14 protein-coding genes are annotated in these 13,564 nt (G+C 69.6%); 11 read left to right on the forward strand and 3 right to left on the reverse strand.

Features of this window, described 5'->3' with window-relative positions:
- Positions 1-23 precede the first annotated feature (23 nt).
- Complete coding sequence (locus B161_RS18650; RefSeq protein ID WP_018632374.1) at positions 24-944, reverse strand: tetratricopeptide repeat protein; 921 nt, start codon at positions 942-944, stop codon at positions 24-26.
- Positions 945-1,188: 244 nt separating this feature from the next.
- Between B161_RS18650 and B161_RS0105510 the strand changes: the two genes are divergently transcribed.
- The 10 genes from B161_RS0105510 (at position 1,189) to grxD (ending at position 10,002) form a co-directional block, all read left to right on the forward strand.
- Entirely contained in the window at positions 1,189-2,628 is a 1,440-nt protein-coding gene (locus B161_RS0105510) for a leucyl aminopeptidase family protein (protein ID WP_018632375.1), read from the forward strand.
- Between the two features lie 10 nt (positions 2,629-2,638).
- On the forward strand, positions 2,639-3,514 hold the full coding sequence (locus B161_RS0105515; RefSeq protein WP_018632376.1) for a C40 family peptidase: 876 nt from the start codon (positions 2,639-2,641) through the stop codon (positions 3,512-3,514).
- Positions 3,515-3,540: 26 nt separating this feature from the next.
- Complete coding sequence (locus B161_RS16900) at positions 3,541-5,358, forward strand: lytic murein transglycosylase (RefSeq protein ID WP_169338269.1); 1,818 nt, start codon at positions 3,541-3,543, stop codon at positions 5,356-5,358.
- A gap of 104 nt (positions 5,359-5,462) precedes the next feature.
- A complete protein-coding gene (locus B161_RS0105525; protein WP_018632378.1) occupies positions 5,463-6,452 on the forward strand; it encodes an NAD(P)H-quinone oxidoreductase in 990 nt (329 codons plus the stop codon).
- A gap of 109 nt (positions 6,453-6,561) precedes the next feature.
- Positions 6,562-7,734 carry a c-type cytochrome biogenesis protein CcmI gene (gene ccmI, locus B161_RS0105530; RefSeq protein WP_018632379.1) on the forward strand — a complete coding sequence of 391 codons (1,173 nt, stop codon included), beginning with the start codon at positions 6,562-6,564 and terminating at the stop codon, positions 7,732-7,734.
- 50 nt (positions 7,735-7,784) lie between these two features.
- The gene (gene ruvX / locus B161_RS16905; RefSeq protein ID WP_040789381.1) at positions 7,785-8,303 is read left to right on the forward strand and encodes a Holliday junction resolvase RuvX; all 519 of its coding nucleotides are present in this window, start codon (positions 7,785-7,787) and stop codon (positions 8,301-8,303) included.
- A complete protein-coding gene (locus tag B161_RS0105540) occupies positions 8,294-8,524 on the forward strand; it encodes a DUF1289 domain-containing protein (protein WP_018632381.1) in 231 nt (76 codons plus the stop codon). The genes ruvX and B161_RS0105540 overlap by 10 nt, the downstream gene beginning before the upstream one ends.
- 9 nt (positions 8,525-8,533) lie before the next feature.
- Positions 8,534-9,235 (forward strand): retropepsin-like aspartic protease family protein, encoded by a 702-nt coding sequence (locus tag B161_RS16910; protein ID WP_018632382.1) that lies wholly within the window; start codon positions 8,534-8,536, stop codon positions 9,233-9,235.
- 82 nt (positions 9,236-9,317) lie between these two features.
- On the forward strand, positions 9,318-9,563 hold the full coding sequence (locus B161_RS0105550) for a BolA/IbaG family iron-sulfur metabolism protein (RefSeq protein ID WP_018632383.1): 246 nt from the start codon (positions 9,318-9,320) through the stop codon (positions 9,561-9,563).
- Positions 9,564-9,624: 61 nt separating this feature from the next.
- On the forward strand, positions 9,625-10,002 hold the full coding sequence (gene grxD, locus B161_RS0105555; protein WP_018632384.1) for a Grx4 family monothiol glutaredoxin: 378 nt from the start codon (positions 9,625-9,627) through the stop codon (positions 10,000-10,002).
- A gap of 80 nt (positions 10,003-10,082) precedes the next feature.
- Here grxD and B161_RS0105560 read toward each other — a convergent pair whose 3' ends face one another.
- On the reverse strand, positions 10,083-10,514 hold the full coding sequence (locus tag B161_RS0105560) for a metallopeptidase family protein (RefSeq protein ID WP_018632385.1): 432 nt from the start codon (positions 10,512-10,514) through the stop codon (positions 10,083-10,085).
- 88 nt (positions 10,515-10,602) lie between these two features.
- Positions 10,603-11,586 (reverse strand): HpcH/HpaI aldolase/citrate lyase family protein, encoded by a 984-nt coding sequence (locus tag B161_RS0105565; RefSeq protein WP_018632386.1) that lies wholly within the window; start codon positions 11,584-11,586, stop codon positions 10,603-10,605.
- Positions 11,587-11,884: 298 nt separating this feature from the next.
- Here B161_RS0105565 and B161_RS0105570 point away from each other — a divergent pair, with 298 nt between their 5' ends.
- Positions 11,885-13,360 (forward strand): META domain-containing protein, encoded by a 1,476-nt coding sequence (locus tag B161_RS0105570; RefSeq protein WP_157755540.1) that lies wholly within the window; start codon positions 11,885-11,887, stop codon positions 13,358-13,360.
- Positions 13,361-13,564: the final 204 nt, after the last annotated feature.

Consider the following 13,564-nt stretch of genomic DNA (forward strand, 5'->3'; position numbering starts at 1 on the left):
CGGAAGGCGTCCGCCGAAGACCGTCAGTTGCTGCGGCGGATGGCGCCCCAGGCGTCGGGCTGATCCACGAGGCTGCGGTAGAAGGCGAGGGTCCGGTCCGCGTCGGCGCGGGGCAGGTCGCGGCGCAAAAGCCGCTCGGCGCCGGCGGAATCGCCCTGAAGGCTCAGCACCAGCGCCAGATTCTGCCGCACCCGCGTGTCGGCGTCCGGGGCGCCGAGGGCGGTCCGCAAGGTCTTCTCGGCCCCGGCGAGATCCCCGTTCATGGCTTGCGAGAGCCCGGCGTTGTTCAGAACCGCCGCGTCATGGGGCGCGAGGGCCATGGCGCGCTCATGATGGCGGCGGGCCTCCTCATGGCGTCCGGCGTAGTCATAGGCCGCGCCGAGGGCCGAGCGCAGATCCGGGCCGTCTTGTCCCTGAGCGAGGGCCTGCTCCAGAATGGCCACGGCCTCCTCGGGGCGCCCGTCGGCGGCGAGGGTCTTGCCCAGCTCCTGCGCGAAGCGGGGATCTTGCGGGCTGGATCTCAGGCCGACGCGCAAGGCGCGCTCCGCTTCTTCGTTGCGTCCGAGAAGCCGCAGATGGCGTCCGAGCTGATAGGTCGCCTCCATGTTCTCGGGCTGGGCCCGCGTGATGGAGGACCAATGAGTCGCCGCCGCGAGGGATTGTTTGGCCTTGGTCGCCTCCTCGGCGGCCTCCTGAAGATAGACCAGAGGGTCGTTCGGCGCGGCGGGATTGAGCTGCGAGGCGACGTCCTGATCGAAATTCGGACGCGGGGTCGAACTCATGAATCCGAGGCTCGGGGGCTTGTTGGCCACCGGCGAACTCGCCGAGCCGCCGCCGAAGGCGCGCTCCATCGAGGAGCAGCCGCCCAGCGACAGCGCCGCGCCGAGAACCGACGCGAGGGCGCGGGCGGCGACGAAGGACGCGGCGGAGGCGGCGCGGGTCATATGAAGACTCCTCAAGACGGCGCGAAGGCTGACAGCGCCTCCCGACGCGCGCAGCATCCCGCAAGCGGGTCAACAGAGTTTTAACGTCCGCTTCCCAAAGGGCGCCCCGCCGCGAAGAGGCCGCGCGATTCCGGTCAGGATCCTGCGCGGAGGGGCCTTCCCCTCCTTCTGCCGCGGAAGCAAAGCTGGCGCTCGCAGTCCGTCCCGCGTATGGGTTGGAGGCGCGCCGCAGGAGGCTTTGACGATGCGATCCCCCGATATTCCTCTGAATCCCGTTCCTCCCGAGTCCTTGAGGGCTCAGGTCGATTTCGCTCCGGAATCCGAAGCTCAGGCCGCCCGGCCTCTGCGCGCGCTGACTCCTGCGGGGATTTTGGAGTGGATCGAGGGGCGTCCGCGCGGAGGCGCATGGGCGGCGGCTTCGGGCTTCACGGCGCGCGAGGGCGCGATCCTGACTTTGCCCGACGCGCAAGGCGGTCTGGAGGGCGCGCTCTTCGGCTTGGGCGCAGGGGCGCGGCTCGCCGAGCCTCTGGCCTTCGGCGCGGCGCCTTGGGGCTTGCCGGAAGGGGTCTGGCGCCTTGAAGGGCTGGAGAAGCCCGAGGATCTGGAGGCGGCGGCTTTGGGCTGGCTGCTGGGCTCCTATAAATTCACGCGCTACCGGCCTTCGGACCGGGCTCCGGCGCGGCTGCTCGCGCCTGCGGGGATCGACGCGGCGAAGATCCGCCGCCTGGCCGAAAGCGCCTTCCTCGCCCGCGACCTGATCAACCGCCCGGCCAACGACCTCGGCCCCGAGGCTCTGGAGGCCGAGGCCCGCGCCGTCGCCCAAGCCGCCGGAGCGGAGATCTCCATCCTCCTCGGCGACGACCTGCTGACCGCGAATTATCCCCTGATCCACGCCGTGGGCCGGGCGGGGCCTCAGGCGCCGCGCCTCGTCGACATCCGTTGGGGCGATCCCGGCGCGCCGAAGGTCACGCTGGTCGGGAAGGGCGTCTGCTTCGACACCGGCGGTTTGGACGTCAAGCCCTCCTCGAACATGCTCCTGATGAAGAAGGACATGGGCGGCGCGGCGGCGGCGCTCAGCCTCGCGCAGAGCCTCATGGAGGCGAAGGCGCCCATCCGGCTGCGGGTTCTGCTGCCCATCGTCGAGAACAGCATCAGCGCTTCGGCCTTCCGTCCCGGCGACGTGCTGAACTCGCGCGCGGGCCTGACGGTGGAGATCGGCAACACCGACGCCGAAGGCCGCCTGATCCTCGCCGACGCCCTGACCGAAGCCGATTCCGAAGCGCCGCAGATCCTCGTCGACTTCGCGACCCTCACCGGCGCGGCGCGGGTGGCGCTCGGGCCGCAGCTGCCGCCGCTCTTCACCGACGACGAGGCTCTGGCTTCGGAGCTTCTGGCGGCGGGTTCGGCTCTGGCGGATCCGCTGTGGCGGATGCCGCTCTGGCCGGGCTATGAGACGGATCTCGTCTCGCCGGTGGCCGACCTCAACAACGCGCCCGGCGGCGGCTTCGCCGGAGCGGTCACGGCGGCCTTGTTCCTCAAGCGCTTCGTCAAGCGCGCCGAGGCTTGGGCGCATCTCGACATTTACGGCTGGACCCCCAAGGCCCGTCCGGGCCGCCCGATGGGCGGCGAGCAGCAGGGAGCGCGCGCCGTTTACGGCGCGTTGGCGAAACGCTATGGCTTCTAGGAGCGCCGCCTTGGTCAAGACCACGCCGAAATTCGATCCCCGGCTCACGCCCGCCCGCCCTGATCTGGCGGCGTCGTGGCTCAAAGGGAAAGTCGAGGCCGCGCGCTTCGCCGAGGGCGAGAAGCGGATTCTGCTCGGGCCTTTCGCGGCTCTGACGCGGGTTCCCGACGCCTCGGCGCCGCTGGACAGCATGGTGCTCTACGGCGAGCCCTTCGAGGTCTACGAGGATAAGAACGGTTGGGTCTGGGGCCGCTCCGGCGTGGACGGCTACGTCGGCTACGCGCCCGCAGCGGGGTTTCTCTCGGCCGCCGAGGTTCCGGAGCCGACCCATAAGGTGACCGCCGCCACCACCCATCTTTATCCTCTGCCCAAGGCGAGATGCTATCCGGTCGGAGCCTTGCCGCGTCTGGCGCGGGTGGCGCTGACGGGGCGGGTCGAGAACGCCTTCGCCGAACTCGCGGACGGATTGTGGATTCCGCAGGTCCATCTGGCCGCGCTTGACGCCTATGAGCCCGATTACGTGCTCTCGGCTTATGGATTTCTGGGCGCGCCCTATCTTTGGGGCGGCCGCACGGCGGCGGGCGTCGATTGCTCCGGGCTGGCGCAGATGGCGCTGGCCATGGCGGGCATGGACGCTCCCCGCGATTCCGACCTTCAGGAGGCCGCCCTCGGGCGGGCTCTGGAATCCGGCGAGAAGCTGAGACGGGGGGATCTCGTCTTCTGGCCGGGCCATGTGGGGATTCTGACCAGCCCGCGCGGGCTGATCCACGCCAACGGCCATCATATGGCCGTGGCCGCCGAGCCGCTGCGCGACGCCATAGACCGGATCGGAACGCCCCGCAGCTATCGGCGCCTGCCTTTGCGGCGGCGCTCCGCGCTAGACTGATGACCGAAATTCCAAGGAGAGGCGTTATGAGCAGACGCGCCCACCCCCTGATGAGCGGCCTTGCGGCCCTCGCCCTCTTGACCGGAGGCGCCGCCTTGGCGCCCTCCGAGGCCGCCGCTCAGGCGACCGCGACGACTCCGCCCGTGACGCCGCAGAAACAGGCCGAATTCGCGGTCTGGGTCGCGAATTTCAAACGCGAGGCGGTGGCGGCGGGAATCCCGCCGCAGATCGTCGAGCGCGCCTTTCAGGGCGTGACGCTCAACGCCCGCGTGATCGAGCTGGACGGCCGCCAAGCCGAATTCACCACGCCGATCTGGACCTATCTCGGCAATATGGTCACCGACGCCCGCGTCACGAAGGGCCGCGAGAACTACGCCGCCCTCGACCTGACCCTGCGCCGGATCAACCAGACCTATGGCGTGGACCCTGCGGTGGCCGTCGCCATCTGGGGCGTGGAGTCCAATTTCGGCTCGAATTACGGCAATTACTCCGTGATCGAATCTCTGGCGACTCTGGCCTTCGACGGGCGCCGCGCCGATTGGGCGCGCGGACAGCTCATGGAGGCGCTGAAGATCCTCGCCAGCGGCGACATCACCCCGGAGCGCATGAAAGGCTCCTGGGCGGGGGCCATGGGCCACACCCAGTTCATCCCGACCAGCTTCACCGCCTACGCCGTGGACTTCACCGGCGACGGCAAGCGCGACCTCTGGGGCGCCGATCCGAGCGACGCCGTGGCCTCCACGGCGAATTACCTCGCGAAGAGCAAATGGCGCACCGGCGAGCCGGTCTTCATGGAAGTCTCGGTCCCGCCGAATCTCGACCCCTCCGAATTGCGCGATTCCGTGAAGAAAAGCACCGTGGACTGGGCGCGTCTGGGCGTGCGTCCGCTGAGCGGCGCGCCTTTGCCGAATATCTCCGAGGCCTCGGTGATCCAGCCTGCGGGGGCGCGCGGCCCGGCCTTCATGATCTTCCCGAATTTCGGCGTGATCCGCCGCTACAACAACGCCACGAGCTACGCCCTCGCGGTGGCGCATCTGGCCGACCGCATCAAAGGCGGCGGGCCTTTGCGGGCCGTCTGGCCGGAGGGCGACAAGCCGCTCTCGCGCGCCGAGATCGAAGAATTCCAGCGCCTGCTTCTGGCTCTGGGCCATGACCCCAAGGGCGTGGACGGACGCCTCGGCTCCGGCACGCAGGAGGCTCTGCGCGCCTTCCAGCGGGCTCAGAACCTGCCCGCCGACGGCTACGCCACGGCGGATCTGCTGAACCGCCTGCGGCGCGTCGCGGGCGTGGCGGCCCCCGTTTCAGCTCCCGTTCCGGCCGCGCCGATCCTGACCGCCGGCCCCATGACTTCGCCGCCGCCTCTGGCGCCCGCGCCCGTCTGGACGCCGCAGCCTCAGCCCTATCCGCAGCCGCCCGCCCTCAGCGGCGACCGCTGGCTGACCGCGCCGGTTCCTCAGCCGACGCCCGGAGCCCCCGTCTACGCCCCGCAACCCGGCTACGCCCCCCAGCCTTACGCGCCCCAGCCGGGCTATGCGCCCGCCCATCCGGGCGGCGGCATGGCGCCGGTGCGTTCGCCGGGCGACCATGGGGCCTTGCGCGGCGCAGCCCAAGAAGAAACCCGTTGGGTGAGGGCGCCGCTTCCGGCCGCCGCCCCTGCGGCCGCCGTCGATCCTCAGCTTCAGCGCGTTCAGAGCCGCCTCGCGCAGCTCGGCTACGACGTCGGCCCCGCCGACGGCCGCATGGGCCAGCGCACGGCGACGGCCATCGCGGCGGCTTCGGCTTCGGCGGGTCTGCCGCCGCGCGGCGATCTCACGCCGGAGTTTCTGAGGGCGCTCGGACTCTGAGCCTCGCCTCAGGCGCGGATTCGGCCTTACCCGGTCTTTCAGGATCGGGTAAGGCTTTTTCGTTTAGACGTTCAGCGTAAATCTCATTGAGGAGACCGCCCCCTATGTCCGAGCTGATGCGCGCCGCCGAGATCCGCATTCCGGGAGGCCCGGAGGCGCTGGTGGTCAGCGGTCGTCCGCAGCCCATGGTCGGACCGCATGAGGTGCTGATCGCCGTGGAGGCGGCGGGGGTCAACCGCGCCGACGTGCTTCAGCGCGAAGGCCGTTATCCGCCGCCGCCGGGCGTGACGGACATTCCGGGCCTCGAAGTGGCCGGACGCGTCTTCGAGGTCGGGCCTCTGGTGACGAAGGTGCGGCAAGGCGAGCGGGTCTGCGCTCTGGTCTCGGGCGGCGGCTACGCCGATTACGCGGCGGTCCATGAAGGCGCCGTTCTGCCTCTGCCGCGCGGGCTGAGCATGGTTCAGGCCGCCGCTCTGCCGGAGGCCTGCTTCACGGTCTGGACCAACGTCTTCGAGCGGGGTCAGCTCGCCGAGGGCGAGACTCTGCTCGTGCATGGCGGAACCAGCGGAATCGGCGTGACGGCCATTCAGATGGCGAAAGCCTTCGGGGCTCAGGTGATCGCCACCGCCGGAACCGCGGAGAAATGCGCCGCCTGCCTTCAGCTCGGGGCGGATCTGGCGATCAATTACAACGAGCGGGATTTCGTGGAGGAGGTCAAAGCCTTCACCGGCGGACGCGGCGCGCATGTGATCCTCGACATGGTGGGCGGCGATTATCTGCCGCGCAACGTCAAGGCGGCGGCCCGCGACGGACGCATCGTCAACATCGCCTATCAGGCGGGCTCGCGCATGGAGTTCGACTTCCTGCCGGTGATGCTCAAGCGCCTGACCATCACCGGCTCGACTCTGCGCATCCGCAGCGACGAGGATAAGGCCGGGATCGCCGAGGCTCTGCGGGAATATGTCTGGCCTCTGGTGGAGTCGGGGCATTTGCGGCCCGTGGTGGATTCCGTCTTCCCGCTGGAGCGCGCCGCCGACGCCCATCGGCGCATGGAGAGCTCGCAGCACGTCGGCAAGATCGTGCTGGAGATCTGACAGGCCCGCTCGCGGGCTTGCGACCATGGGCGCAGGGCGGCGGCCTTGCCCCTTGCGGCGCGAATCTCTAGCTTCCCCCTGCACATTCGCGATCCGGGGGAAAACGCTCGTGAGCTTCTGGCTTCCCGCCTTGATTTTGACCGCTCTGGCTTTGGCCTGGCCTTTGGCGGCCCTGCTGCGCGCCCGGAGCGCCCCGCCGCCGCGCGCCGCTCATGAGGCTCAGGCGCTCAAGGCGCAGATCGCCGAAATCGCCCGCGATCAGACGCGCGGGATCGTCGCGCCGGAGGACGCCGCCGCCGCTCGGACGGAGTTGTCCCGACGCCTTTTGAAGGCCGACGCCGTCGCCTCTCAGGCGCCCGAGGCCGCGCCGCGTCGAGGCGCGCCTTGGCTCGCGCTTCTGCTCGGGGCGGGAATTCTTGCGACGGCGGGCGGAGTCTACGCCAAGATCGGCGCGCCGGGCCTGCCCGATCAGCCCTTGGCCGGACGCGGGCCGGAAGGCGCCCTGTTGGCGGCTTTAGGCGCGGCGGGCGGCAGGCTGAGCCAAGTGCAGGCCGAGAGCCTCGCCGAGGCGCGGGGCGCGCGGCTTCGGGTTCCGGCCCCGCCTGCGCCGCCCGCAGGCGAGCCCTCTCTCCCTGAGCTTTACGCCCAATTGCGCGCGGCCGTGGCGAAGAATCCGAAAGATCCGCAGGGCTTGCGGCTTTTGGCTGGCTTCGGATCGCGGCTCGGCCATTTTCAGGAGAGCTGGCCCGCCTATCTGGCTTTGGCCGATCTGACCGGGGAGCCCGCCGAAGCCGCCGCCTTGAGGGCGCAGGCGGCGGGCGCCATGGTTCTGGCGGCGGGGGGCTATCTCTCGCCGGAGGCCGATTCCGCCATGGCCGCCGCTCTGCGCGAGGCTCCCGCCGAGGCCGCTTTCGCGCGGGGCCTGCGGCTTCTGGCTCTGGAGGGGGCGGAGGATCCGCGCCGCGCCCAAGAGATCGCCATGGGGCTGCTGGAGGGCGTCGATTTCGCGCCCGCGCCTTCGGCTCAGGAGGTCGCCGCCGCCGAGGCCATGAGCGCCGAGGACCGCGCCGCCATGATCGAGGGCATGGTGGAGGGCCTCGCCGCGCGGCTGGAGGAGGAGCCCCGGAATCTCGAAGGCTGGATCCGCCTGATCTCCGCTTGGGGCGTCCTCGGCCGCGAAGAGGAGCGCCGCGCCGCTTTGACCTCGGCCCGCGCCGTCTTCGCGGGAGATTCAACCGCCCTCGCGCGCCTCGCCGCCGCCGACCGGGAGTCCGCCCGATGAGCGACGCGCCCAAATCCCCGGCTCCGCGCCTCATGGCCATGCCCATGACCATGCCCATGACCATGGAGGAGCTCGCCGAGCTTCTGCCGCCGCGCGGGCCTCTGCTCGGGCTGGACCCCGGCACCAAGACCATCGGCGTGGCGATCTCCGACGATTCGCGCCGCGCCTCCGCCGCCGTCGAGACCATCCGGCGGGGGAAATTCTCGGAGGACGCGGCGCGTCTGGCGGAGTTCGCCAAGGCGCGGGGCGTCTGCGGGATCGTGCTGGGCCTGCCGCTGAACATGGACGGAACCGAGGGGCCGCGCGTGCAGTCGGTGCGGGCCTTCGCGCGGAATCTGGCGGCGATTCTGCCTCTGCCCATGGCCTTTTGGGACGAACGCCTCTCCACCGCCGCCGTGGAGCGCGCCATGCTGGAGGCCGACCTCACGCGCGGCAAACGCGCCGCCGTGGTGGATCGGCTGGCGGCGGCCTATATCCTGCAAGGCGCTCTGGACCGGCTGGAGGTTCTGGAGCGCTTCGCCGCCGCAGACTCGGAGGAAGACCCCGACGAGGAGGACTTATGGCGCTGAATCCGGAAAGCCCCTGCGTGAACATCTGCGTGATGGACGCGGATTCGGGGCTTTGCGTCGGCTGCCTGAGGAGCATCGACGAGATCGTCGCCTGGGGAGGGCTTGCGTCGGAGGCCCGGCGCGCCTTGATGAAGGCTCTGCCCGAGCGCAAGGCGCGGCTCGGCGCGCAGGCGCTGAAGCGGCTGGAGATTCTGAACCGCGCCCGCCCGAACCGCCTCTGAGGAGCCTTCATGACCGCCAACCGCGTCTTTTTGCTCGTGATCTTCGGGCTGGTTCTCTTTTGGCTGTCGCGGCGCGATCCTGCGGTCCTGTCGAATCCGGACAACATCGTGCGGATGGTCGCGCTTCTGGGCTTTTTGGGGCTCTTCGTCTTCGCTTGGGGGCGCAATCGTCGTTCGCGCGGCGAGGGCGGGAGAAGCACGGCCCTCATGGCGCTGATTTGGGTGGGGATCTTCGGGGCGCTCATGCTGGGCTATAATCTCGTGACCGGCAGCCGCGCCGCCCGCGACGCGGCGGAGTTCGCCAGAATCTCGGGCATGGAGGATCCCGGCTCGGGCGCCCGTCAGGTGACGCTGATCAAAGAGCGCGACGGTCATTTCCATGTGGAGGCCCGCGTCAACGGCATGCCGCTGCGCATGATGGTCGACACGGGCGCGACCAGCGTCGCCATTCCCTATGAGGATGCGGAGGCGCTCGGGATCTCCACCAGCCGCCTCGCCTACGTCATCGACATCCGCACCGCCAACGGCGTGACCAAAGCCGCGCCCGTGGTGCTCGAATCTCTGACCCTCGGGCCGATCTCCATGCGCGATCTGCGGGCGACGGTCGCGCAGCCGGGGGCTCTGGAGACGCCTTTGCTGGGTCAGAGCGTGCTGAACCGCCTTCAGGGCTATCACGTTCAGGGCGACCGCATGATTCTGACCGGGCGCTGAGCCTCCCCTGCAGGAGGGGCGCTTGAAAAGCGGCGCTCCGGGGCCTAGCTTCAGGCGATGGACGCCGCGCGAGGAGGGAATCATGGCGATGCAGGCCGCTGACATCGAAGCTTTGCTTCGGGAGGCTTTTCCGACGGCCCGGATCGAGATTCAGGATCTCGCCGGAGACGGAGATCATTACGCCGCCACCATCGAGGCCGAGGAGTTCCGCGGCCTGAACCGCGTGCAGCAGCATCAGCTGGTCTATGCGGCGCTCAAGGGCAAGATGGGCGGCGAGCTTCACGCGCTCGCGCTGCAGACCAGCGCGCCCCCCGCCGCCGCCTCGTAAGGGCGCGGCCGAGACATCCCCGCGGACGCCCGAAGGCGCCGCCAGATCAAGGAATTCCGGCATGTCGGAGAATCCCGCCCTCGCCCAGATCGAGGAAATCGTGAAGGGCAACGACGTCGTTCTGTTCATGAAGGGCGTCAAGACCATGCCGCAATGCGGCTTTTCGGCGAAGGTCGCCCAGATCCTGCAATATCTCGGGGTGGAGTTTAAGGACGTGAACGTCCTTCAGAGCAACGAGATGCGTCAGGGGATCAAGGATTACGCCGATTGGCCGACCATCCCCCAGCTTTACGTGAAGGGCGAGTTCGTCGGCGGCGCCGACATCGTGACTGAGATGACCCTCTCCGGCGAGCTGGACCAGCTGCTCGAAGCCAAAGGCGTGGCCTATGACAAGGCCCGCGCCGAGGAGATCCGCGCCCATAACAAGGCCGCCTCCTGAGGCTTTCCGCTTCGGACGAGGAAGATCGGCCGGGCCTCCGCGAGGAGGTCCGGCTTTTTCATTTCGGCTTCATGACCGGATCAATCTCCGGCGGCGGCTTCTATGGCCTCCATGTCGTCGTCGGAGAAGCCGAGGTGATGGCCGATCTCATGGATCAGCACATGGGCGATGACGTCGCCTAAGGTTTCGTCATGCTCGGCCCAGTAATCGAGGATGGGCCGCCGATAGAGCCAGATCAGATTAGGCGAGGCTCCCGTATGCGGCGCCGCCCCGCCCTGAGGCAGCCCGACGCCGTGGAAAAGCCCGAGAAGATCGAATTCGCTTTCGGCCTCCATGGTCTCCAGCGTTTCGTCGTCGGGGAAATCGGCGATGCGCGAGACCACGCCCGCCTTGCGGCAAGCCTCGCGGAAGATCTCCGGCAATTCCGCGAAAACCCGGTCGGCGATGGCCTGAAAGGCCGCCAGATCCGGGGCTTTGGCGGAGGCCCAATCCTGATGTGAAAGCTCGCCCATCGCCTGCTCCCTGAAGCCTGCGCCAGACAAGGAAAAGGCGCGAGGGGCATCCTGCCCGCCCGCGCCTTCCTGATCAAGCCGGAGAAGCTTAAACCGCCTCGCCCCGGATCACGGCCATCTGCCGCACGATCACCTGAGCCTGACGCGCGGAAGCGATGTCGATCAGCTTGCCGTCGAGGGTGGCGGCGCCTTGGCCTTGGCGGGCGGCCTCCTCCATGGCGGCGAGGATGCGCTTCGCCTGATTATGGATCGCCTCCGAGGGGGTGAAGACTTCGTTGGCGATGGCCACCTGTTTCGGATGGATCGCCCATTTGCCCACGCAGCCGAGCGTCGCCGAGCGGGTCGCCTGAGCGCGATAGCCGTCGGAATCCGAGAAATCGCCGAAGGGGCCGTCCACGGGGAGAAGGCCGTAGGTCCGGCAGGCGGCGACCATGCGCGTGATGGGGTCGTGCCAGGGATCGGCGAAGAAGAAGCCGCGCGCGCCTTCCGTCTCGGCGGGGGCGAGCATGCCGTAGCCGCTCTGGGTGCCGCCGATGCCGGTGATCTGCATCCCCATCGAGGCCGCGTAATCGGCCACGCCGAAATGCAGCGCCTTCAGGCGGGGGCTTGCGCCCGCGATCTCCAGCACGTTGGCGGATCCGGCGGCGGTCTCGATGATGGCTTCGAGCTCCACGCGGCGCTTGCGGCCGATCTCGGCTTCGACGCCCGAGACCACCGCGTCCAGCGCGTAGATGTCCTTGGCGTTGCCCGCCTTGGGCAGCATGATCATGTCGAGGCGCTCGCCCGCGCGGGCGATCAGCTCCACGGCGTCGCGGTGCCAGAAAGGCGTGTCCAGACCATTGATGCGCACCGAGAGCGTCTTGGTCCCCCAGTCGATTTCGGAGACCGCCTTGATGATCGCCTCGCGGGCGGCGGGCTTGTCGTTGGGCGCGACGGAATCCTCAAGATCGAGGGTGATCACGTCGGCGGCGCTCTGGGCGGCTTTGGCGAAAAGCTCGGGCCGCGAGCCGGGCGCGAAAAGCTGACAGCGATTCGGGCGCGCGGGCGAGGGGGGCTGAACGAGAAAGCTCATGAATATCCTCAGGAGTCTGGGGGAGTCTGGGGAAGCTCGGGCGAAGGGGCTGCGATGGGGCGCCGCTTCGGCGCTGCGAAAGCAACATGTCCCCTGAGGCGCAGGAAGTGAAGAAAGATTCTTTCGCAGATATGGAGAAAGCCGCGTCGACTTTCGTCGCAGGAGGAGAGTTTCGGGGCCGCAAGGCCACGGAAATCAGCGACTTGAGATCAAATCTCCCCTGCGCGTCTTGCATATGCGCCGTAAGTAAGGTTTAGCTGCGTTCAGCACGCGAGGCTCCGGAGAATAAGGTTTGACGATGAAGAACGTTCGATTGCTGGCGCTCGCCGCCGCCACGATTCTCAGCGGCTGCGCGCAAGGCGGCGTCGATCCTTTCGCGGGAGCCTCCGCGCCGCCGCCCGCCGACGAACCGCAATATTTCGTGCGCTATCCCGACGGGACCATCGCGCCGGTCGCGCCCTCCGTGGTGGCGGGCTTCGGGACGCCTCCGGGGGCGGGGGTGGTCTATGCGCCGCCTTTGCAGATTCCGAATCCCGGCGCGCAGCCCCTCTATCACGCGACGCCGCCCGCTCAGCCCCAGCTTCAGGCCCCCGTTCAGACCGCCGCGCCTTTCCCGGTCGCGCCCGTCGCGCCTCAGCCCATGGTTCAGGCGCCCGCGTCCTCGCCTCCGCCGGCGCAGACCGCGACGCCGCAGCCTCGTCCCCGGTTGTCGGGCCCGCCGCAGGTCGCCTATGTCGGGCCGCGTCCTCCCGAGGCCGCGCCGACGCCCTCGCCGATGAACTTCCCGCCCGCCGCTCCGGCCCCGGCGCTTTCGGCCGCGCCGCAAATGGGCGGCGGCGCGCCGCAGATGGATCCGGCTCTGGCCGAGGCTCTACGCCGTCAGGGCATCGATCCGAGCGAGGTGGTCGGGCTGGAGTACGACGGCGGCCTCGCGGCGGTTTCTCCGGGCGCCGCTCCGGCTCCCGCGCCCGGCCCCATGGCCGCTTTGACGCCGCCCGTCTCGCGGGGCATGGCGCCTGTGGCCTCGCCCCGCGACGCCGCTCCCGGCGGCGCCCGCGCTCCTCAGACGCCGCCCGCGCCGCGTCCTGCGGCGCCGCCGCAGATGGGCGGCGCGCCGCAGATGGATCCGGCTCTGGCCGAGGCTCTGCGCCGTCAGGGCATCGATCCGAGCGAGGTGGTCGGGCTGGAGTATAGCGGCGGCCTCGCGGCGGTCTCGCCCGGCGCGGCCCCGGCGCCCGCTCCCGCGCGCAGCGCCGGCCCCGTCTCGCGCGAAGGCGCCACGGGCGCGCCCTCCGCCTCTCCCACGCCCCGCCAGAGCCCCGTCCGGCGTCCGACCCCCGCCGCCCGGCCCGCCGCGCCCGCTCCTGCGCCCGCCGCCCGGACGGCGGCCGCGACGCCTCAGCAGCCCGCCGCCGCGCCGCGCGCCCCGGCCATGCCGAGCGCGACGGGAATCGCGGGCAGCTCCTGGCGTCTGGCCATGCTGCGCGGCCAGCCGGTCGCGCCGGGCGTGGAGCTGCATTTCGACGGCGCCGAGAATTTCGCAGGCGGCTCCGGCCCCTGCAGCCCCTATAGCTTCGACTTCACGGAGGGCGCGGGCGGCGCTCTGACCGTGGACGGCGTGGGCGCCGATCCGCGCGCCTGCGGCCGCTCCGAAGAGGAAGAGCGCTATTTCACGGCTCTGAACCTGACCAGCGGCTATCGCATCTCTCCTCAGGGCGAGATGGACCTGCTCGGAGCGGGCGGGGTGCTTCTGGCGCGCTTCCAGCCGCTCTGAGGCGTCTTCTGACGAGCAGCGAAGATCGGGCGGGGGCTTCGGCCTCCGCCTTTTTCATGGGCGGGCTTCAGGGGGGGCGGGCTTCAGACGGGCGGGGCGCGGATCTTTAACGCCTTTCAGGCAGGATGCGGCTTCAACGCGGCTTTCAGAGCGCTTTCCGATCCTCTCGGATCGTTCAAAACGCTCCGAGCTTTGATGTGGTCG

This window comes from Neomegalonema perideroedes DSM 15528, assembly GCF_000374145.1.
Lineage (GTDB): Bacteria > Pseudomonadota > Alphaproteobacteria > Rhodobacterales > Rhodobacteraceae > Neomegalonema > Neomegalonema perideroedes.